The sequence below is a fragment of the Mangrovivirga cuniculi genome (assembly GCF_005166025.1).
In the GTDB taxonomy this organism is placed as follows: Bacteria; Bacteroidota; Bacteroidia; order Cytophagales; family Cyclobacteriaceae; genus Mangrovivirga; species Mangrovivirga cuniculi.
This window is the reverse complement of record NZ_CP028923.1, coordinates 325,263-346,809: the sequence shown is the minus strand read 5'-3', so window position 1 is coordinate 346,809 and position 21,547 is coordinate 325,263. Positions and strand designations below refer to the sequence as shown.

Sequence of the window (21,547 nt, the reverse complement as noted above, 5' to 3'; positions counted from 1 at the left end):
GCCAGGTTATAATATCAAAAATACAATATCTACTATTGATTTTCCTTTTTGTCAACTACAGGTTTTGAGTCTCTGTTCGCAAGTTCCCAGGCTGTGTAAAATACTAGTTGAGCTCTTTCCTGTAATTGTTCCCATTCTATTTTATCTACTTCATCAGAAGGTTTATGGTAGTCCGCATGAACACCATTGAAATAAAATATTACCGGGATGTTGTTTTTAGCAAAGTTCCAGTGGTCAGAGCGGTAATAAATTCTATCAGGATGATCTTCATCATTATAAGTGTAATCAAGATCATAATTGATATACTTTTTATTTACATTTTCACTCAGTTCGTGAAGCTCAGAAGAAAGCCTGTCGCTTCCTACCAGGTAAACATAATCTTTGTTTTCTTCATGATCAGGGTCTACCCTTCCGATCATGTCAATGTTTAAGTTTACAATTGTGTTTTCTAGTGGGTATATTGGGTTTTGAGTATAATAATCAGAACCTAACAATCCTTTCTCCTCACCAGTAACATTCATGAAGAGGATACTTCTTCTAGGACCATTTCCTTCTTCTTTAGCTTGTGCAAATGCTTCAGCGATCTCCATTACTGCTACGGTTCCGGAACCATCATCATCTGCACCGTTGTTAATCAGGTCGCCTTCTCCTTCATCCATTTTGCCAATGTGATCGTAATGAGAAGTGATCACCATTATTTCATCTTTCTTATCCGTTCCTTCGATAAAACCAAGTACGTTTTCTGATTTTACTTTAGTGATATCCATTGTGTTCATAAAACTGATATCTTGTGGCTTGATGGATCTCAGTTTTTTAACTTTTCCTTCAGCAGCCATTGATGCAGCCTTTTCCATCTTTTCAACTTTAGTGTCAAGAAGTTCAGCGGCAGCAGATTTAGATGCAAAAATTATTGAGAATGTTTTTGTTTCTTTCTCAGAGGGCAATTGCATTCTGCCATTGCTCATATAATATTTGAACTGATTAAGATACTTTTGGAAGTCTTCTTCAGATGCGCTACTCACAATGATGGCAGTCTTAGCACCTTTTTCGATCATTTGACGCGCAAAAGGAATTGCACTTCTATTATCTTTATTCATTATAACCACAGCTTTCTGCTCAATATTAGTCGCTTCAAGCTCGGCCTCACCAGCATTTCCCAGAAAAGCAGTTTCCAGTTCAACCGCTTCTTCCATATTTTCATTTGAATAAATTATGATATTATCATAGTTATTCCATTTTTTATCTTCGTTAGAAATGAAGGCATCCCCTTGTTTTACTTTTTCAAGAATAACTGGTTGATACCATCCTTCGTTTGTGCCGGGTTTTAATCCGATAGCATCATAATGTGAAGAAATGAATGCAGCAGCCATTTTTTGCCCCCTGGTACCTGTTTCTCTACCCTCTAGAGCATCCGAAGCTAATATTGTCAGATTATCTTTCAGGTCACCCTGAGTTATTGTCTGTCCGTATTTTATCGCCGTGCTATCCTGGGCATTGATTCCCACTCCCGCAAAAGCAAGAGTAAAAGCAAGCAAAATAGATTTTTTCATAAAATTACAGTTTTATTTTAAGCTACTAAGATAACAAAAAGGATATAATTAAAGTATAGTATTTACATGAGTGGGTGATATTTCTTTTGATCGTTGTGTGATTATCTTTAGATAATAAATGCCAAATAAAATTTAAAGATTACCTTTGCACCCAAATTGAAGACTTACAAGGACTTATTATTGTTATGTCAATGAACATTAACCTAAAAAAGAATGAATCTTTTGCTTCAAGACACAATTCTCCGACTACACAGGAGATAAAACAAATGCTTGAAGTGATCGGCGCAGGGTCAGTAGAAGAGTTGATCAGTCAAACAGTTCCACAAGGGATCAGACTTCAAAATGATCTGGACCTGCCCGAAGCGAAGAGTGAGTATCAGTTTTTATCATCTTTCCGTAAAAAGTTATCTAAAAACAAACTCTTCAAGTCTTATATTGGAATGGGATATTACCACACGATAACTCCGAATGTTATCCTTCGTAATATCCTTGAAAACCCCGGGTGGTACACAGCCTACACCCCTTACCAGGCTGAAATCGCCCAGGGAAGATTAGAAGCGCTGGTCAATTTTCAGACCATGGTAATGGATCTTACCGGAATGGATATTGCTAACGCATCTTTATTAGACGAGGGAACTGCAGCAGCTGAGGCAATGACCATGTTCCATGGGGCCAGAAAGGGAGCTAAGAAGAAAAAAGCACATCGTTTTTTCGTTGACGAAAAAGTTTATCCACAAACTCTAGATATTTTAAAAACCAGATCTCTTCCACTCGGAATTGAGCTTGAGATAGGTGATTATAAAAAAGTTGATCTTTCTGCAGAGGATTTATATGGAGTTCTTGTTCAGTTTCCTGATGCTGAAGGAACTGTAAAAGACTATAAAGATTTTATTACTGAAGCAAAAGAAAATGATGTTTTTGTTGCGGTAGGTGCAGACTTGATGAGCCTTGTAATGTTTACCCCTCCTGGTGAACATGGTGCTGATGTAGTATTTGGAAATACTCAGCGATTTGGTGTGCCAATGGGATTTGGTGGACCACATGCAGCATATTTTGCTACTACTGAAAAGTTTAAAAGATTAATTCCAGGAAGGATTATCGGTGTTTCTGTCGATAAAGATGGTAAGCCAGCTTATCGGATGGCTTTACAGACCAGGGAACAACATATTAAACGTGAACGGGCAACTTCAAACATATGTACAGCCCAGGTGCTTTTAGCTGTTATGGCAGGTATGTACGCAGTGTATCACGGTCCGGATGGTTTAAAAAGAATCTCTGCAAGAATTCACGGGCTGACTAAAGCGCTTTCGAGGGGTCTGGAAAAACTAGGGTTTGAAACCTTAAATGATCAATTCTTCGATACAATAAAAATTCCTATTAATGATGAGGAAGAAAGAATTGCACTTAAGTCGATTGCTTTAGGCTCAGAATTGAATTTCAGATATTATGATAGTCTTCATGTTGGTATTTCTTTAGATGAAACTACCAGACTGGATGACGTTAATGAAATACTAGAAGTTTTCGCTCACGTCAGAGGGAAAGAAAATATTACTGCTGAGGATAGTATTGAGGTAGCATTTCCTCTGGGACTTCAACGAGAAAGTTCATTCCTTGAGCACGAGGTGTTTAATATGTACCATGCCGAGCATGCGATGCTTAGATACATGAAGAGACTGGAGAACAAAGACCTTTCTTTAGTTCACTCTATGATCTCTTTGGGGTCATGCACCATGAAATTAAATGCTACGGTAGAAATGATGCCAATTACCTGGCCTGAATTAGGACATTTACATCCATTTATTCCGAGAGACCAGGCAAAAGGTTACCTTGAGATGATCAAAGAGTTAAAGCAATGGCTTTCTGAGATCACCGGCTTTCACGATGTTTCTTTACAACCAAATTCAGGTGCCCAGGGAGAGTTTGCCGGATTGATGGTAATTAAAGCTTATCACGAAAGCAGAGGTGAAGGACATAGAAATATCACTTTAATTCCATCATCAGCACATGGAACTAATCCTGCGTCTGCTGTGATGGCAGGAACCAAGGTTGTTATTGTTGAATGTGATCAAAATGGAAATATATCCCTTGAAGATCTTAAAGAAAAAGCTGAAAAGCACAGCGACAACCTTTTTGGTCTGATGGTAACTTATCCTTCAACTCACGGTGTTTTTGAAGAAAATATCAAGGAATTCTGCCAGATAATCCATGATCATGGTGGACAGGTTTATATGGATGGGGCTAATATGAATGCCCAGGTAGGGTTAACTTCACCTGCAATAATCGGTGCAGATGTTTGTCATTTAAATCTGCATAAAACATTCTGTATTCCTCATGGTGGAGGTGGACCGGGAATGGGACCTATCGGTGTAGCAGAGCACCTTGCTCCTTTCTCTCCGGGTAATGCTGTTGTCAATGAGGTCGGTGGAGAACAGGCCATTACTGCTATATCTTCTGCTCCTTATGGTAGTGCAAGTATACTGGCGATTTCTTATGCATACATTGCTTTAATGGGTGGTGATGGATTAACCCAAGCTACTAAAATGGCAATTTTAAATGCCAACTATATAAAATCAAGATTAGAAGAGCATTTCCCTATTCTTTACACTGGTTCTAAAGGAAGAGCGGCACATGAAATGATCATTGAATGCAGACAATTCAAAAAAGTTGGTGTTGAAGTTGAAGACATTGCAAAGAGGTTGATGGATTATGGATTCCATGCTCCTACCGTTTCTTTCCCTGTTGCGGGGACACTGATGATTGAGCCAACGGAAAGTGAAGGGAAAAATGAGCTAGACAGATTCTGTGATGCGATGATCGAAATCAGAAATGAGATCGCTGAAATTGAAAATGGAGTAGCAGACGAGGATAACAATGTCTTGAAAAATGCTCCTCATACTCTTGCCAAGGTGACCGACAATGAATGGAATTTTCCTTATTCAAGAGAAAAGGCGGCATTCCCGATAGAGTTTGTAAGAGCAAGAAAGTTCTGGCCTTCCGTTAGCCGTATAGATAGTGCATACGGAGATAGAAACTTGATGTGTGCATGTATTCCTACTTCTGCATTTTCAGAAGAAAATGAAACAGAGGAGATATTAGAAAACATGTAAATTCAGAAAAGGCTTAATAAATAAAAAAGGCTGCTATTTAGCAGCCTTTTTTCATGGTTATACGGGTTAAATTAAGGTTATAGGTTTATATCCGAAGTTAAGAAAAATTTTCCTTTATTCTTAATAACAAAAAACCTTAATTCATATTCTTTACCGTTTTGTGAAATTGGGATCAATACTTCTGACACCATAATCTTGTTGATCGAAGATTCAGTATCTTCCAGAACGACCATTTCATTAATGAGGGCATTATCAAGATTAATGTTGTTGATGACTAAAAGATCTGTTATCTGATTAAACTTCTCACGTTGTTCCTGTAAACGAAAATCATACTTTATAAGAAATTGACTTTTCAAACTGTCAGACTGTATGTTTTCAGCTATTTCGATGTGATGATCTCTCGAAAGCAATAAGTCAATATAGCCAGGGAAGTTTTTTTGTTTTAACGTAGATACTAATTGAGTCGCCAGACTTTCAATATTTGAAGCCCCCTGATCCTGTTTTTCAGTGTTTACATTTGCTACTGAAATGTCCTCAGGTTGTGTATCATTTTCTTCGCTACTACAACTGGCTACTGACCCGATTACCATCAGAACAGTAATAATCAATAATAAAAATCTAGTCTTCATTAAAAAATTTTAATAAATATTAAAAAAGTTCTATTTATTGGCTGCTTTTCGTTCAATAATGTAAAAATAAAACAATTTATTAAAACAGGATAATTACTGTAATAAATTAGGGGTTATTACAAAATAAAAAAGGCAACATTTAAATAAATGCTGCCTCGTTTTAGATTCCAGAAATATTTTAAATTGGTACATTTACATGTCTTTCAGCATGGTAAGATGATCTTACCAATGGGCCTGATTCTACGTACTTAAGACCTCTCTTCAAACCTTCTTCTCTATACAGCTCAAATACATCAGGATGCACAAATTCAGCAACTTCTATATGCATTTTAGTGGGCTGAAGATATTGTCCGATTGTCAGGATATCTAACCCATGTTCAACGCAATCATCCATTACTTTGAAAACATCTTCCTGAGTTTCCCCAAGACCAACCATGATACCAGATTTAGTTCGCATCCCGGCTTCCTTGGTCTTTTGAATCTGCTCTAAGCTCCTGTAATATTTTGCTTGTGGTCTGACTCTTCTGTATAGCCTTTCTACCGTTTCAATGTTATGCGAAACAACCTCCTGTCCACCTTCGATCATTCGATATAGTGCATCCCAATTACCTTTTGTGTCAGGAATAAGGGTTTCGATAGTTGTTTCAGGAGAGGCTTTTTTAGTTTCAACAACAGTTTGATACCAAATCTCTGCACCTCTGTCTTTTAATTCATCTCTGTTTACAGATGTCAATACCGCATGTTTTACGCCCATAAGCTTAATAGCTTCTGCTACACGCTTTGGTTCTTCTTCATCGTACTCCGGAGGCCTCCCCGTAGCTACAGCACAAAATGAACATGAACGAGTACAAACATTACCCAAAATCATGAATGTAGCTGTACCGGCTCCCCAGCACTCACCCATATTCGGGCAGTTACCACTCTCACAAATTGTATTGAGCTTATATTTGTCTACCAGGTTTCGAACTCTTTTATATTCATGACCAACCGGAAGTTTAACTCTCAGCCAGTCAGGTTTGGTTCTTTTTTTGGTTTGTTCTTCAGAAATTACCGGTAATTCAATCATAACGACGCAAAGGTATCAAATTTCTACTACACTATATACTATTTCCTATCTACGTTTACCGTGAGTCAAGGTTATGTATACTTCATTAAAAATTGCTCTGTTATTTTGTGCAGGCATTAAAATAACTTCGTTTGGATATGCTTCAACAAGGAATCCAACTTCAAACCCGGATATCGAACTATTAAATGTGCTGAACTCAAAAGAAAAAGCAACTTTTGCACTTAGTCCAACTGTTAAATCAGATTGACCTAACCCTTGAAACAGATGGCCTGTTCCCATAACTGCAGATCTGCGAATAGCTGAATTATTCGGGTCGTATGGTTCGGAAACCGGGTTAAACTGATTATCTGTTGCATATTTTATATAATATGGAGCGATAAACCCGAGAGTTGGGCCGGCAGCTCCTATTAGATTTACCTGGACGCCCTGTTGATCAGCTTTTTCAAAAAGCACGTATTCTCTGCCGTATTGAAACCTTACTGCATAAAGGTAATGTTCTTTACCCCATATAAAAGGTTCTCCAGTAATTACAGAAGTTTCACGTGATTCATTTGGGTGTTTGACATTGACTAATTCAAGGTTAAAGCTTTGCCACTGACGCTCACTTCTTCTCATGCCATATTTGAACATGAACCCGCTTATAAGCCCGCCTGTCGTGCTTTTTTTAATGCCCCAAACGAATTCCCTGGAAAAGTTTCTTTCCCTGTCACTTTGAGCAGATACGCTGATTGTTAAAAAAATCAGCAACAAGGGTAAAATAGTTTGTTTAAGAGAATTCATATTGCAATTTTACAATCTCGTAAGATTAATATAACGAAATATAAACTTAACTGTTATCAAATGCCAACTTCAGAAGTTAAATATTTAGGGGGGTTAAGAACTACAGCAAAACATCTTCAATCGGGGAATGAAATTATTACTGATGCACCAGTAGATAATCACGGTAAGGGGGAAGCGTTTTCGCCTACGGACCTCGTTGCAACGGCTTTAGTGCAATGTATGATGACTATTATTGGTATTTATGCTAAAAATAACGATGTAGATCCTGGAGAAATTTCGGCTGATGTCACTAAAATTATGGCATCCAATCCCAGAAGGATAGAAGAGATTGAGATTAACCTTACTTTTAAAGGACACAATCTTGATTCGAAACAAAAGAAGAAGGTTGAGAATGCTGCACTTAATTGTCCGGTAGCTAAAAGTCTTAGTAGCGAATTAAAGCAAACAGTAAGGTTTAACTTTAACTGATTGCGCTATCAGCTTTATCCATTAAAGTATCGTGATTAATACCTCCATGAGAGGTGTCGAAAATGCATTCTTCATTATGTATTAATAATGCCTGAGGTGACTCATGCATTATACCAAATGAACTTTCAACCAAATTACTTAGATTCCGGTAACTGATTAGATCGAGAAAGAACGGGGATATTTTTTCCGTTGACTTCTCATTCCAGTTTCTTTCCAGCTTAGATAACATCATTGATGATATAGCACATCTGGTACTGTGCTTAAATATTAAAACAGGTTTAGTTTTCGATATTTCTATCGCTTGTTTCAGGTCTTTTTCTTCTCTTATCTCTGTCCAGGTCATATTCCCAAAGTACTTTTTCTCCCTTATCGTATTTTTGCTTCTTAGGCTTTTTACGCATATGGGCCGGTTGAAGTTTTTTATCAAACAATGAATACCAGAATTTCTTGAATTTATTTCCTAAAGATTCATTAGCACCATCATATTGTTCGTTGTCTCCTTTAAATTTTGCTGTTGGGTGACTTCCTTTTGCAGGTTTCGGCACTTTAGTTTTACCTTCTTCTCTTTCAATTCTGGCTGTTATTTTCTTATACTTTCGATCTTTAGCTGAAGGTGTAAGTCCTTTTTGTCGTCCCTGATATGCATTTGCTTTTTTGACTGAACTCTTCCTGGCCGCATTTCTTTTCTTCAGGACATTATATTTGATGTTTCCTGAATAGCCAATATTCACCTGGTTGTCAGAAGGACCGCGAACTTTAATTACCTTGCCTTTGTATTTAATTCCCTGTCTGTTATCGACAGGTTTCTTTTGCTTTATATTGCCATCATAGAGTAAATAACTTTCATTAAATAAAGCTACCTTTTTCAAATTCAATTTCCCTTTATAATCTGATTCAGGACCAGCTTTTTTCTTCCTTTTTTCCTTTTCTGGAATCCGGAATAATTAGTGTATAAGTTTACCGGCCTGTTTTCTCTGATCGCTTTTTCATTGCGCACACCGGCAACTTCCCCCTGCTTATAGAACGCGGTGTTATTTCCCTGTCCCGTACCTGTGATCTCCTTCTCGTTGTGCGTGGGTTAATTGTTACATCTCTTACAATATTGCTTCTTCCAACACTTCGAGGTCTTACCCTTTTATCCTTCACAACATTCCTTCCCCCGGAAACTGACCTCGGGGTAACAGTAATATCCCTGGCTGTTCGGCTTCTCTTATATGATCTAGGTGTCACAGTAATATCTCTTGCAGCACCTCTTCTACCGGAAATACTTCTTGGTGTTACATTAACATCACGGGAACGCTTGTCTCTTCTAGTAGTTCGTGGTTGAACACTAACGTCTTTTGCTGTACGAGAACGTTGCGTAGTTCTTGGTTGAACGCTTACGTCTCTTGCAGTACGAGAACGACGGGTGGTCCTGGGTTGTACATTTACATCACGCTGAGTTTTGTCAGGACGAATGCTTCTTGGAATTACATTTATATCTCTGGCTGTCCGAGATCTTCTGGTAGTTCGTGGTGACACCTGAATATCCCTTGCACGGTTATTACGACGGACAGACCGCGGTGTCACATTGACATCCCTTGCAACTCGTGATCTTTTAGTAGATCTTGGTTTTATATTGACATCTTTTGCTCTGTTTCTTCTACCTACACTTCGGGGAGTAACATTTACATCCGGCACATTAACCCCGCGCTTACGGGTAGTTCTTGGCTTAACATTTTTATCGTAAGCTACATTGCTTCTTCTACCAGTCGTCCTTGGCTTGATTTGAACATCGAGCACTCTGTTACTCTTTCTTTGAGTAGTTCGGGGTTTGATCTTATAGAGAAAACCACCACCTCTGGGTCTTTCAGTCCGTTTGGTTTTTGTTTTTTTCTTTTTAACTGTCTTAGGACCACGAGGCTTTTTCCTGATTTTTGGTTTGCCTTTGGTTTTATATTCAGGCCTTGAAGAGCGTTCCAGCTTTTTATTGGGCATAGTATCCTGTGCCATGATTTCCGGAGAATTACCGAACATCAAAGCCAGGAATAGTATTACTATCCAGTAAATCCTATTGGACTTAAAATTTGAATTCAGACTTGAAATATTTGTTGTAGCCAAAAGTATTTTCTTATTCCAAAAATTAGCCGGTTTACGACAATACAAATTTTTCCTAAAATAAGGAAACTTATAAAAGACACAAATGTCACCAATTTTTAACAAAACAAAAAGGCTTCCTAGTCTTCCTGTAAGGTAAACGTTAAAATAGAATGGTTTTGCATATTAATACTCAATCAATTCAGTAACCTTTTCTCGCAGTTCGCTAATAGCCAGAAAGTTATTTTCAAGCTCTTTATTAAAAGGCACTGGGGTATCAAGACTCCCTACGCGATATACAGGACCGTCCAGAAGTTCAAAGCATTTTTCGGAAACCCATGCTGCTATTTCTCCTCCAAAACCCCCGGTTTGAGTGTCCTCGTGCAAGACCAGTGCTTTTCCGGTCTTTTTGATCGATGCATAAACAGTCTCTTTATCCCATGGAATCAAAGTTCTTAAGTCGATTACTTCTATGTCTAAACCATTATCATTAGCTAACTGCAATGCCCAATGAACCCCCAGACCATATGTGATCACGGTTAAGTCTTTTCCTTCACGACTAATTGAAGCTTTTCCTATTGGTATATTATAATAGCCTGATGGAACATTTCCTTTTAATGATCTATAAAGATATTTATGTTCAAAGTACATGCATGGATTTGGATCATCAATAGCAGATATCAATAAACCTTTTGCATCTTCAGGATTTGAAGGATAAATAACCTTCAGTCCGGGCGTATGAGTGAACCACGCTTCATTTGACTGTGAGTGAAATGGTCCTGCTCCGACTCCCGCCCCTGTAGGCATCCTCACTACCACATCTGCATTCTGTCCCCACCGGTAATGTATTTTTGCCAGGTTATTAACGATCTGGTTGAAACCACAAGACACAAAATCTGCAAACTGCATCTCAACCATTGATTTATATCCTTTGATTGAAAGTCCCAATGCTGACCCGATTATAGCCGATTCACATAATGGAGTATTTCTAACCCGTTCTTTGCCAAATTGATCAACAAATCCCTCAGTTATTTTAAAAACACCACCATATTCTGCGATGTCCTGCCCCATTAAGACAAGATTATCATGATTCTCCATGCTTTGTCTCAAGCCTTCACTTATTGCATCGATAAATCTGATCTCCCTTTTTTCACTATTATCAACTGGTTTTTGTTCATAAAGATGATCTGCATAAACATCATTAAGTTCATTTTCAGAGTTAATAGTTGGAGGGCTGTCTTTATATGCTTCTTTTAAGCTCTTTTCTATATCTTTTTTAATCTCTGCTCTTATCTCTGAGATCTTTTTCCGGGAAAGAATTTTCTTTTCTATTAGAAACTTTTCAAAATTTTCAATCGGATCTTTAGCCGCCCATTCATTCATTAAATCCTTAGGAACATATTTTGTTCCACTGGCCTCTTCATGACCTCGCATTCTGAAAGTCATCGCCTCAACTAATACCGGTCTTGGGTTTTTACGGATATCTTCAGCCAATTCACTGATGGTATGATAGACTTCTAAAATGTTGTTCCCATCAATTTTGATAGCATCAATACCATATCCCGGTCCTTTATCTACAAAATTAATACACCTGAATTGTTCATTATTTGGTGTAGAAAGGCCATATCCATTATTTTCAATAACAAAAATTACCGGAAGGTCCCAAACTGAAGCTACATTAAGTGCTTCGTGAAAGTCTCCTTCACTTGCCCCGCCATCACCACTAAAAACCAGGGTTGCTTCTTTTTTCGAGGATAATTTAGATGCTAAGGCAATTCCGTCAGCGATACTTAATTGTGGGCCAAGATGAGAAATCATTCCAACGATGTGATGTTCATTACTACCGAAATGAAATGAACGATCTCTCCCTTTTGTGAATCCATTCATTGTTCCCTGAAATTGGGAAAACAACCTTTTAAACGGAACTTCCCTGGCAGTAAAAACACCAAGGTTTCTATGCATTGGTAGAATATATTCTGATTTATTAAGTGCAAGCGTACTTCCTACAGCGATAGCTTCCTGTCCTATTCCGGAAAACCATTTTGATATTTTACCCTGGCGAAGGAGAACCAGCATTTTTTCCTCGATTATCCGAGGTCTGACAAGCTTTTCGTAAATTGAAATAAGCTGTTTTTGGTTGAGTTTCTTTTTTTGGTAATTCATGGGTTTGTTGTTTCGGAAACAAATCTATACAATCAAGTCAAAAAATAAAGCAGAGAAAGCCCGGATATTTGATATTCTGAGAAATTACTATCAAGTGATATTTATATTTTGTTAGCTTTGTCCTGAAAATAACCAGGTATGATAAACTTTTCATCTTTTACGTTAGATAATGGGTTACAGGTCTTTGTTCATGAAGATCATACAACTCCACAGGTTGCGTTTAATTTATTATATAATGTTGGGTCTAAAGATGAGGTTGAAAATAAAACCGGTTTCGCACATCTATTTGAGCATTTAATGTTCGGGGGGTCGAAGAATATACCCTCATTTGATGAGCCTCTTCAAAAGGTCGGCGGAGAAAATAACGCATTTACTGCCCCAGACATCACAAACTATTATATCACTTTACCTGCAGTGAATTTAGAAACTGCATTTTGGCTGGAATCAGACAGAATGTTGTCTCTTTCCTTTGATCAAAAAGTACTGGATATTCAAAAGAAGGTAGTAATAGAAGAGTTTAAACAAAGATATCTAAATCAGCCTTATGGAGAGGCCTGGTTAAAATTGCGTCCTTTAGCGTATAAGGTTCACCCATATAAATGGGCGACCATTGGCAAGGATGTCAGTCACATCGAAAATGCCACGATGGATGATGTCAAAGAATTCTTTTTTAAATTTTACAGACCTAATAATGCAGTCTTAGTAGTTGCTGGTCCTGTTAAAGAAGAGACAGTTAAATATCTTGCTGATAAATGGTTTGGGCCAATACCTTCGGGCGAGGATTATGTGAGGAACTTACCGACAGAGCCCTTACAGAAAGGTAAAAGAACAGATGTTATTGAATCTGATGTGCCCTCTGATGCTATATATAAAGTATATCATATGCCGGGAAGATCGGATAGCAGATATCACGATGCAGATTTAATAAGTGATGTTTTAGGAAGAGGTAAGTCATCACGCCTTTATGAAAGACTGGTTAAAGACAAAAAGTACTTTTTTGAACTCAATGCATATGTTACTGGTTCTGTAGACCCAGGCCTATTGGTTGTTGCCGGAAAAACTCCGAATGGTATTTCATTGGAACAGGCAGAAAATGCGATTGATGCAGTGGTCTACGATCTCGCTGAAAATGGGGTGGGGGAAAATGAACTGGAAAAGGTTAAGAATAAAGCAGAAGCATCACTGGTGTTCGGAGAAGTGGAGTTATTAAACCGGGCTATGTCGATAGCGATTGGCGCTAACCTGGGCAATCCAAATTTAGTCAACGAAGAAACTGGCATGATCAGAAATGTTACTACTGATAGTTTCAACGATATGGCAAAAACCGTTTTGCAGGAAAGTAATGCTTCTACCTTGTTGTATAAAAAGAAAAACAATCAATGAAAATAAGAGTAGGATATGGATATGACGTCCACAAGCTGGAAGAAGGTCATGACTTTATTCTTGGAGGAATAAAAATACCTCACGATAAAGGAGCTGTTGGACATTCAGACGCTGATGTTTTGATCCACGTGATCTGCGACGCACTATTAGGAGCAGCAAATTTAAGAGACATCGGATATCACTTTGCGGATACAGATCCTAAATTTAAAGGAATCGATTCAAAAATATTGTTGAAGGATGTTATTGGGTTGGTTTCTCAAAAAGGATATACTATCGGCAATATTGATGCGACTATCTGCCTTCAAAAACCCAAGGTAAATCCGCATATTCCCGAAATGAAAAAAGTACTAGCTGAAGTGATGAGCATCGATGAGGACGATATTTCCATAAAGGCAACCACGACAGAAAAACTCGGTTTTGTTGGAGAAGAGAAAGGTGTAAGTGCACATGCAGTGGTGTTAATTCAAAAATAGGGTATGGCTGATAAAATTAAATTAATTAAAACGGAGGATGGTTCACATTCCTTATATAATGAGGATTTGAATGAGACTTACCATAGTCAGCATGGAGCCTACAATGAATCAAACCATGTATTTATTAAGCAAGGGCTCAAGTATTTTTACTTTGAGCATTTCCCTAAGGAAATAAATATTCTTGAAATAGGATTCGGCACCGGTTTGAATGCACTTCTTACAGTTAAAGAACTTACCCTTCTACCGAATGTAAAAATTAATTATAGCACGCTCGAGCCTTTTCCATTGACAAAAGAGATCATTGATGGATTGAACTACACCGATCTGGACATGCTGGAGAGTTATAAAGATTTGTTTTATAAAATTCATAATGCTGAATGGGGAGAAAGTGTTGAGATAACAGATCGGTTTATTATTAATAAAGAGAAAGTAAAACTTCAGGATTTTAATTCTGAGAATAAATTTGATATTATATATTTTGATGCGTTTGCTCCAAATAAGCAAGGAGAGTTGTGGGAATATAATGTTTTAGAAAAAGTATCTCAAATGATGGAAAGACCTTCATGTCTTGTTACCTATTGTGCGAAAGGTCAGTTTAAACGTGATCTGGCCTCTATGGGCATGGTTGTAGAGACATTACCGGGCCCTCCGGGAAAGAAAGAAATGGTCAGAGGAGTGAAAGTCTGAAATATATAATCCCATGATTTTTAATATTTTTGCATGCATGTTTTGCTTTTAAGAATAATCTTGCGATATTTGCAGTCCGATTTTGAAAAGTATATCTAAGAAAGTAGATAAAAAATGGCTAGAGTTTGTCAAATAACCGGAAAAAGACCTAGAGTAGGTAACAACGTTTCGCATGCGAACAACAAGACGAAACGTAAGTTTTACCCTAATCTTCAAAAGAAACGATTTTATATCGAAGAAGAAGACAGGTGGGTAACATTAAAAGTATCAGCTTCAGTTCTTAGAACGATAAACAAAAATGGTTTGTCATCTGTTCTTAAGAAAGCTAAAGCTAAAGGAACCTTAGTAATCTGAAAAGCGAAAGCATAAAAGAGAAAAGAAATGGCTAAGAAAGGAAACAGAGTTCAGGTTATTCTTGAGTGCACTGAGCACAAGAATACAGGTATGCCTGGAACTTCAAGACACATTACAACAAAAAACAGGAAGAATACTCCTGAGAGATTGGAGCTTAAGAAGTATAATCCAATCCTTAAAAAGTATACTGTTCACAAAGAAATTAAATAACAATGGCTAAGAAAGTAGTTGCAACCCTTAAGAAAGAAGGCGCGAATAAACAGTACGCCAGAGTAATTAAAGCCGTGAAGTCTGAGAAATCAGGATCTTACTCTTACAGAGAGGAAATGGTTCCGGTTGATATGGTAAAAGAGACTTTGGCCAAGTAATCAGATATTGTCCGGTTAAAAAAACTAAGTCCCTTGGTTAAGGGGCTTTTTTTGTTTCGGGCAAAGGTGAATTGCTACAAATTTTGTATTATTATCGCGTTATCGATATTTGATCAAAACTGCCATGGGAATATTCAATTTTAAATCCAGCAAAAGCAAGGAAGAAAAAGAGAAACTTGATAAAGGTCTTGAAAAGACTAAAGATAGCTTCTTTACTAAACTTGGTAAGGCTGTAGCCGGAAAGTCGAAAGTCGACGACGAGGTGTTGGATGAATTGGAGGAGATCCTGATCTCTTCTGATGTAGGAGTTGATACCATGGTGAAAATCATTGAAAGAATTGAAGATCGCGTTGCCAGGGATAAGTATTTGAATGCTTCTGAACTAGATACTATTCTTAAAGAGGAGGTTGCTGGTCTCCTGGCAGAAAATAACTACGAAGAACTCCAGGGTTTTACCGTCCCACAAGATAAAAAACCATATGTAATTATGGTCGTCGGGGTTAATGGAGTGGGTAAAACCACTACTATTGGAAAGCTGGCCTCGCGTTTTAAAGCTTCCGGAAATAAAGTATTACTGGGTGCTGCTGATACCTTTCGTGCTGCTGCTGTTGATCAGTTGATCATGTGGAGTGAGCGCGTAGATGTTGATATCGTCAGTCATGGAATGAATACAGATCCTGCATCGGTAGCTTTTGACACAGTGAAAAAAGGTGTTGAAGGTAATTACGATGTGGTTATCATTGATACTGCCGGACGTCTTCACACCAAAGTAAACCTGATGAATGAGCTTTCAAAAATCAAGAGAGTGATGCAGAAGTTCATTGACGAAGCCCCTCATGAAGTTTTATTGGTTCTCGACGGATCAACAGGTCAAAACGCCTTTATCCAGGCAAAAGAATTTACCAAAGCCACTGAGGTGACATCATTAGCTATCACAAAACTAGATGGTACTGCTAAAGGTGGAGTTGTAATTGGGATCTCAGACCAGTTTCAAATACCTGTAAAATATATTGGTGTTGGTGAAAAAGTAGAAGACCTGCAGGTATTCAACAGGATGGAATTCGTCGATTCATTCTTCAACAAAGAATTGTCATAGAAAGACAATATCCTCAATTAATATTTCTCCGAATTTTTGATGAAAAAGGGCCAGGATCTTAGACCTGGACATTGATAGTTCTCTTTTCAAGGGAGCTGAATTTAGCTTAACGAACATTTTTTTGTCCTTTATAAAAACTTTGGTTGTCCTTTTGGCGATCATAGGACCCATCAATTCCGGCCAGGATTTAATAAGCTCGGTTTCTTTGTACTTAGCGTCGAGCTTAAACTCTTTAAACATTTCTTGTATACTATCCTTTAATGTGGATATCCCTGCATTTCTCTTCGAACCTTTTTTATTATATCCAGCCATTGATTTATAAAGTTTAAAAAGCAAAGATACCAGATATCAATCTGCCATCTCACCTATTTCTCCTGAATTTATTACATAAAGCCTGGAAGTTTCACCGATAGTTTCCATTAATTTTGCCGATCGTTCAGGCCGGGCATCTGAAATAAATACCTGTCCGTATTCTTTTCCGGCTAAAAGCTTAATTAAGCCTTTTATTCTGTTATCATCAAGTTTGTCATAAATATCATCTAACAACAATATTGGTGTGAATTCCTTAGTTTCCTTAAGAATCTTATATTGGGCAAGTTTCAATGCGATCAAAAAAGATTTTTGCTGACCCTGGGAACCAAGTTTTTTCAATGGCCTGTCATTCATACTAAAGACCAACTCATCTTTATGTGTTCCCATTGTAGTGCGGCCAAGTATCAGTTCTTTGTCAAATTGCCTGTAAAACAACTCTTCAAAATCTTCTTTATCGTAGTCAGATCGATACCTGATCGATATTTTTTCTTTATCATTAGTTAGTAAAGAGTATTGTTCTTCTATAATGGGGCCTAATTCTTCTGTGAGTTTAACCCTTTCAGAATAAATTTCTTTACCTGTTTTGATTAGTTCTACCGTATAGGGTTCTATCAAATGAGGATCTGAAAAACCTGATTCGTCAAACTGTTTTAATATTGCATTTCGTTGCTTCAGGATTTTTCGGTATTTCAGAATATTTAAAAGGTAAGGTCTGTTAATCTGGGAGAGTAAACCATCCATAAACTTTCTCCTTTCTTCACTTCCTTCTCTTATCAATGTCATGTCATAAGGCGAAACCATTACTGCAGGATACTCACCAATGTGATCGCTTAATTTATCGTATTTTACCGTATTTTCTGTAAACGTTTTTTTTGGGCCTTTTTCGATACCTCCGGAAACTTCTTTTTGTTTATACTCAAATTCAAACTTTCCTTTTACCAGGCAAAAAGACTCTCCATGTCTTATAAGGTAGCTATCATTGCTTTGAAAAGCACTTTTGGTAAAGCATAAAAAGTATATAGCATCGAGTAGATTAGTCTTTCCCTCTCCATTTTCACCATAGATTCCGTTGAAGCCCGGACCAAAGCTGACCTTCGCCTGTTCGTAGTTTTTAAAATTAAAAAGGCTGATCTCCTTGAGAATCATAACAGAAATTTATGAAAGATGTATTGTTGTATGACTAAAACACGCATTAATATTATTGAAAAATGCTTGTAAAGTGTATATTTGCAACCCAATATTAAGCAATAAATCACAGATTATGGCTACATCTAAAACAAAGGCAAAGAAAAGCAAATCTGCTTCAAAACCGAACTTCAGTAAAGATCAATACATGGAGTGGTTTGAGAGTATGTTATTGATGAGGCGATTTGAAGAAATGGCAGGACGATTATACGGTCAGCAAAAGATTCGTGGGTTTTGCCACTTATATATTGGCCAGGAAGCATGTGTAGCCGGGTCGGTTTCAGCCTTAAAAAAAGGAGATAAATATATTACTGCTTACAGAGATCATGCTCACCCGATAGCACTGGGTTCAGACCCAAAAGCTGTAATGGCGGAGTTATTTGGTAAGAAGACAGGAATAGTTAAAGGTAAAGGTGGTTCGATGCATATGTTTGATGTAGAAAATCATTTTTACGGAGGCCATGGTATTGTTGGTGGTCAGATTCCTCTTGGAGCGGGTCTTGCATTTGCAGAGAAATACAAAGAGACTGATTTTCTTTGCATTACCTATATGGGAGATGGTGCTGTGAGACAAGGCGCATTTCACGAAGCTTTGAATATGGCAATGACACTAAAATTACCAGTGATATTTGCTATTGAGAATAACGGTTATGCAATGGGGACCTCAGTGAAAAGAACTTCTAACGTAACTGAACTTTACCAGCTTGGTGAAGCCTATAGTATGCCCTCGAAGCCTGTTGATGCGATGTCAGTAGAAGAAGTACACTATGCAGTAGCTGAAGCAGCTGAAAGAGCAAGAAAAGGAGAAGGCCCCAGTTTATTAGAATTCAGAACTTACCGTTACAAAGGACACTCGATGAGTGACCCGGCTAAGTACAGAACTAAGGAAGAGCTTCAGGAATACAAAGACCGAGATCCTATCGAGCAGGTGAGAAGTGTAATCCTTGATAACAAGTGGGCTGACGAGGATGAATTAAAAGAGCTTGATAAAAAGATAAAAGACCAGGTGAAGGAATGTGTTGAATTTTCTGAAAACTCAGATTGGCCTGATCCATCAGAAGCATTTGACGATGTTTACGTTCAACCTGACTATCCTTTTATTAGCGATAAATAAAAAAAACAAAAATACTTATTTGTGGATAACTTATTTCCACTAACTTTGAGGTTCAATTTTTTATAGAATGGCGAAGAATAAACAACATAAGCACGACGAAGGAAATGAGCTGTTGGAAAATCCGGAAGCAATCCAGGAGAGTTTATCATCAGCAGAGAAGTTTTTAAGAGATAATTCAACACTGGTTTTCGGTGCTGTAGCAGTTCTCTTTTTAGTAGTTGGTGGTATCATCGGGTACAAGTATTATCAGGAAAACCAAAATGCCAAAGCCCAGGAAGAAATGTTCCAGGCTCAGTATTGGTTTGAAAATGATAGTCTTGCACTTGCTTTGGAAGGAACCACAGTAAATTCAGGATTTCTTGATATAATTGATGATTATTCAGGAACGCAATCAGCAAATCTTGCAAAATTTTATGCTGGTGCAATTTATTTGAAGCAAGAAAACTTTGATAAGGCGATAGAATACCTGGAGTCATATTCAAACGATGATTTGCTTTCTCCTGCTTTTTCAAAAAGCCTGTTAGGTAGTGCATATATGGAAAAGGGGAATTTTGAAAAAGCAGCTTCATTATTCGAAGAAGCAGCTGATACTAATGAAAACAGTGTTTTCTCTCCTGACTATTTGATGCAGGCTGCCCTGGCATATGAGTTAGCTGGAAATACGTCGAAAGCTGCATCAATATATTCTGATATAGTAACTGATTATCCAAAATATAAACAAATTTCGGAAGCACGAAAACACAAGGCTCGTTTAGAAGCCATGGCCTCCAATTAATTTGTATAATTGAATTAAGATTATTAACAAAGGGATGAGGCAAATGGCTCATCCCTTTTTTCATTTAAAATTATGGCAACATCATTAAAAAGTTTAAGCGATTATTCATCAAAAAATCTTCAAGGCGCTAAAGATAAAGTTTTTGCAATAGTGGTTTCCGAATGGAACGACACAGTGACAGAAGCATTATACGAGGGAGCATATGAAACGCTTTTGCAGAACGGTGTTAAAAAGGAGAATATAGTTAAAAGATACGTTCCGGGAAGTTATGAACTTACTCTTGGAGCACAATGGATGGCTGAACGCGATGACATTGATGCTGTGATCTGCCTTGGGTGTGTGATTCAAGGAGAAACAAGGCATTTTGATTTTATTTGCGACGCTGTAGCCAATGGAATAACCAATGTTAACCTGAAATATAATAAACCAGTAATTTTTGGCGTGCTTACCCCTGACACTATGAAGCAGGCTCTTGATCGTGCTGGTGGAAAACACGGTAATAAAGGAGATGAAGCTGCAATTACCGCTGTCAAAATGTTGGGTTTAAAAGAAACATTGTAATGAAAGTCTTAAAATTTGGAGGTACTTCAGTCGGAAGTCCCGAACGAATGAATCAAGTTGCATCTATCATCACATCTGATGATGAGCCAAAAATTATCGTGCTTTCAGCTGTATCGGGAACGACAAATAGTCTGGTTGAACTTGGAAGGTTGTTAAAAACCGGTGATAAACAAGCTGCCAAAGACCTTGTTTTGGAACTAAGACAAAAGTATGATGCCTTTGTGGAAGATTTAGTTTCAGAAAGTGATAGAAGATCAGAAGCGAAGGCTATTCTTGATGAACATTTTACTCTTCTGAATTCTGCAATCAACCTTTCTTTCAATGAAGGACTTAGTAGAGAACTTCTGGCACAGGGAGAATTACTTAGTACTAAACTTTTCATCGAATTATTGAAAGAAAAGAAAATTGATGTCGACTGGTTAAATGCATTAGATTTCATGAAGCTTGATGAAGATGATGAGCCTGATGTTGAATTTATAGGCAAAAACTTTCCAGCTAAGGACCAATTAGATAAAAAAGGAAAGCTTTTAGTCACACAGGGATTTATTTGTAAAAATTCAAAAGGAGAGGTTGACAATCTCAAGCGTGGAGGAAGTGATTATAGCGCATCGCTAATCGGAGCCGGATTAAATGCAGACGAGGTTCAGATATGGACAGATATTGACGGCATGCATAATAATGATCCAAGAGTAGTTAAAAACACCTATTCTATTTCAGAATTATCATTTAATGAAGCTGCTGAGCTTGCTTATTTCGGAGCGAAGATATTGCACCCTGCATCTATCCTTCCGGCTCAAAAATATAATTGCCCGGTAAGATTGTTAAATACAATGCGGCCTGATGCAAAAGGAACTATTATTTCCGGAAAGGAACAGGATACCGGTATAAAGGCTGTAGCTGCAAAAGATAATATTTCGGCTATCAAGATCAAATCAACCCGTATGTTGCTTGCATATGGCTTTCTCAGAAAGATATTTGAGGTGTTTGAGAAATATAAAACTCCGGTAGATATGATTACTACCAGTGAAGTTGCTGTTTCATTAACTATTGATGATAATAGTAATCTGGAAAAAATTAAACAGGAGCTTGAACCATTTGGTAAAATAGAGATCGATACCAATCAATCAATTATTTGCCTTGTTGGAGATTTTGTTTCTGATAGACCAGGAATAGTAAAACAAGTTTTTGATAGCCTGACAGAAATTCCGGTAAGGATGATTAGCTATGGAGGGAGTCGCCATAACATCTCAGTGTTAATCGATACTTCTTATAAAGCTTCAGCCCTTCAAAGCCTTAATAAGGGAGTGTTTCAAATGGAAGAAGCTTGATAGATAAATAGAAATTTCAGATACTAAAAAAGCCTGTTCAACGAACAGGCTTTTATATTTATTAAACGTAGT

The 21,547-nt window shown here is 37.6% G+C and carries 23 protein-coding genes; 13 read left to right on the top strand and 10 right to left on the bottom strand.

Annotated elements, in window-relative coordinates:
• Window positions 1-32 precede the first annotated feature (32 nt).
• Complete coding sequence (locus tag DCC35_RS01630; protein ID WP_137089145.1) at window positions 33-1,550, bottom strand: M28 family peptidase; 1,518 nt, start codon at window positions 1,548-1,550, stop codon at window positions 33-35.
• A gap of 191 nt (window positions 1,551-1,741) precedes the next feature.
• Between DCC35_RS01630 and gcvP the strand changes: the two genes are divergently transcribed.
• Window positions 1,742-4,657, top strand: a complete 2,916-nt coding sequence (gene gcvP / locus DCC35_RS01625; RefSeq protein WP_137089144.1) for an aminomethyl-transferring glycine dehydrogenase — start codon at window positions 1,742-1,744, stop codon at window positions 4,655-4,657.
• A 77-nt stretch (window positions 4,658-4,734) separates the two neighbouring features.
• Here the strand turns inward: gcvP and DCC35_RS01620 are convergent, their stop codons facing one another.
• The 3 genes from DCC35_RS01620 to DCC35_RS01610 form a co-directional block, all read right to left on the bottom strand.
• The gene (locus tag DCC35_RS01620; protein ID WP_137089143.1) at window positions 4,735-5,286 is read right to left on the bottom strand and encodes a hypothetical protein; all 552 of its coding nucleotides are present in this window, start codon (window positions 5,284-5,286) and stop codon (window positions 4,735-4,737) included.
• A 178-nt stretch (window positions 5,287-5,464) separates the two neighbouring features.
• On the bottom strand, window positions 5,465-6,352 hold the full coding sequence (gene lipA, locus DCC35_RS01615; protein ID WP_137089142.1) for a lipoyl synthase: 888 nt from the start codon (window positions 6,350-6,352) through the stop codon (window positions 5,465-5,467).
• A 45-nt stretch (window positions 6,353-6,397) separates the two neighbouring features.
• Window positions 6,398-7,132: a hypothetical protein gene (locus DCC35_RS01610; protein ID WP_137089141.1), complete on the bottom strand. Its 735-nt coding sequence runs from the start codon at window positions 7,130-7,132 to the stop codon at window positions 6,398-6,400.
• A 60-nt stretch (window positions 7,133-7,192) separates the two neighbouring features.
• Between DCC35_RS01610 and DCC35_RS01605 the strand changes: the two genes are divergently transcribed.
• Window positions 7,193-7,600 carry an OsmC family protein gene (locus tag DCC35_RS01605; protein WP_137089140.1) on the top strand — a complete coding sequence of 136 codons (408 nt, stop codon included), beginning with the start codon at window positions 7,193-7,195 and terminating at the stop codon, window positions 7,598-7,600.
• Here the strand turns inward: DCC35_RS01605 and ytxJ are convergent.
• The 4 genes from ytxJ to DCC35_RS01585 form a co-directional block, all read right to left on the bottom strand.
• A complete protein-coding gene (ytxJ, locus tag DCC35_RS01600; protein WP_137089139.1) occupies window positions 7,593-7,943 on the bottom strand; it encodes a bacillithiol system redox-active protein YtxJ in 351 nt (116 codons plus the stop codon). The two genes, DCC35_RS01605 and ytxJ, sit on opposite strands and share 8 nt — an antisense overlap.
• On the bottom strand, window positions 7,879-8,469 hold the full coding sequence (locus DCC35_RS01595) for a hypothetical protein (protein WP_137089138.1): 591 nt from the start codon (window positions 8,467-8,469) through the stop codon (window positions 7,879-7,881). The genes ytxJ and DCC35_RS01595 overlap by 65 nt, the downstream gene beginning before the upstream one ends.
• 88 nt (window positions 8,470-8,557) lie before the next feature.
• Entirely contained in the window at window positions 8,558-9,700 is a 1,143-nt protein-coding gene (locus tag DCC35_RS01590; protein ID WP_137089137.1) for a hypothetical protein, read from the bottom strand.
• Window positions 9,701-9,862: 162 nt separating this feature from the next.
• A complete protein-coding gene (locus DCC35_RS01585) occupies window positions 9,863-11,839 on the bottom strand; it encodes an alpha-ketoacid dehydrogenase subunit alpha/beta (protein ID WP_137089136.1) in 1,977 nt (658 codons plus the stop codon).
• Window positions 11,840-11,977: 138 nt separating this feature from the next.
• Between DCC35_RS01585 and DCC35_RS01580 the strand changes: the two genes are divergently transcribed.
• From DCC35_RS01580 to ftsY, 7 genes are all read left to right on the top strand, one after another.
• Complete coding sequence (locus DCC35_RS01580; protein WP_137089135.1) at window positions 11,978-13,222, top strand: M16 family metallopeptidase; 1,245 nt, start codon at window positions 11,978-11,980, stop codon at window positions 13,220-13,222.
• Window positions 13,219-13,695, top strand: coding sequence for a 2-C-methyl-D-erythritol 2,4-cyclodiphosphate synthase (gene ispF / locus DCC35_RS01575; RefSeq protein WP_137089134.1), 477 nt, complete (start codon window positions 13,219-13,221; stop codon window positions 13,693-13,695). The genes DCC35_RS01580 and ispF overlap by 4 nt, the downstream gene beginning before the upstream one ends.
• A gap of 3 nt (window positions 13,696-13,698) precedes the next feature.
• Complete coding sequence (gene mnmD, locus DCC35_RS01570; protein ID WP_137089133.1) at window positions 13,699-14,382, top strand: tRNA (5-methylaminomethyl-2-thiouridine)(34)-methyltransferase MnmD; 684 nt, start codon at window positions 13,699-13,701, stop codon at window positions 14,380-14,382.
• A gap of 114 nt (window positions 14,383-14,496) precedes the next feature.
• Window positions 14,497-14,736 carry a 50S ribosomal protein L28 gene (gene rpmB, locus DCC35_RS01565; RefSeq protein WP_137089132.1) on the top strand — a complete coding sequence of 80 codons (240 nt, stop codon included), beginning with the start codon at window positions 14,497-14,499 and terminating at the stop codon, window positions 14,734-14,736.
• A 27-nt stretch (window positions 14,737-14,763) separates the two neighbouring features.
• Entirely contained in the window at window positions 14,764-14,946 is a 183-nt protein-coding gene (gene rpmG / locus DCC35_RS01560; protein WP_137089131.1) for a 50S ribosomal protein L33, read from the top strand.
• Between the two features lie 2 nt (window positions 14,947-14,948).
• A complete protein-coding gene (locus DCC35_RS01555; protein WP_137089130.1) occupies window positions 14,949-15,104 on the top strand; it encodes a DUF4295 domain-containing protein in 156 nt (51 codons plus the stop codon).
• Window positions 15,105-15,228: 124 nt separating this feature from the next.
• Window positions 15,229-16,200: a signal recognition particle-docking protein FtsY gene (ftsY, locus tag DCC35_RS01550; protein WP_137089129.1), complete on the top strand. Its 972-nt coding sequence runs from the start codon at window positions 15,229-15,231 to the stop codon at window positions 16,198-16,200.
• Here the strand turns inward: ftsY and DCC35_RS01545 are convergent.
• Together DCC35_RS01545 and recF are read right to left on the bottom strand one after the other, a co-directional pair.
• A complete protein-coding gene (locus DCC35_RS01545) occupies window positions 16,195-16,512 on the bottom strand; it encodes a DUF721 domain-containing protein (RefSeq protein WP_137089128.1) in 318 nt (105 codons plus the stop codon). The two genes, ftsY and DCC35_RS01545, sit on opposite strands and share 6 nt — an antisense overlap.
• Window positions 16,513-16,548: 36 nt before the next feature.
• The gene (gene recF / locus DCC35_RS01540) at window positions 16,549-17,658 is read right to left on the bottom strand and encodes a DNA replication/repair protein RecF (protein WP_137089127.1); all 1,110 of its coding nucleotides are present in this window, start codon (window positions 17,656-17,658) and stop codon (window positions 16,549-16,551) included.
• Between the two features lie 115 nt (window positions 17,659-17,773).
• Between recF and pdhA the strand changes: the two genes are divergently transcribed.
• The 4 genes from pdhA (at window position 17,774) to DCC35_RS01520 (ending at window position 21,475) form a co-directional block, all read left to right on the top strand.
• Window positions 17,774-18,811, top strand: a complete 1,038-nt coding sequence (pdhA, locus tag DCC35_RS01535; RefSeq protein WP_137089126.1) for a pyruvate dehydrogenase (acetyl-transferring) E1 component subunit alpha — start codon at window positions 17,774-17,776, stop codon at window positions 18,809-18,811.
• A 67-nt stretch (window positions 18,812-18,878) separates the two neighbouring features.
• A complete protein-coding gene (locus DCC35_RS01530; protein ID WP_137089125.1) occupies window positions 18,879-19,586 on the top strand; it encodes a YfgM family protein in 708 nt (235 codons plus the stop codon).
• A 72-nt stretch (window positions 19,587-19,658) separates the two neighbouring features.
• A complete protein-coding gene (gene ribH / locus DCC35_RS01525) occupies window positions 19,659-20,147 on the top strand; it encodes a 6,7-dimethyl-8-ribityllumazine synthase (protein WP_137089124.1) in 489 nt (162 codons plus the stop codon).
• Window positions 20,147-21,475 carry an aspartate kinase gene (locus DCC35_RS01520; protein ID WP_137089123.1) on the top strand — a complete coding sequence of 443 codons (1,329 nt, stop codon included), beginning with the start codon at window positions 20,147-20,149 and terminating at the stop codon, window positions 21,473-21,475. Before ribH ends, DCC35_RS01520 begins: the two co-directional genes overlap by 1 nt.
• Window positions 21,476-21,547 lie beyond the last annotated feature (72 nt).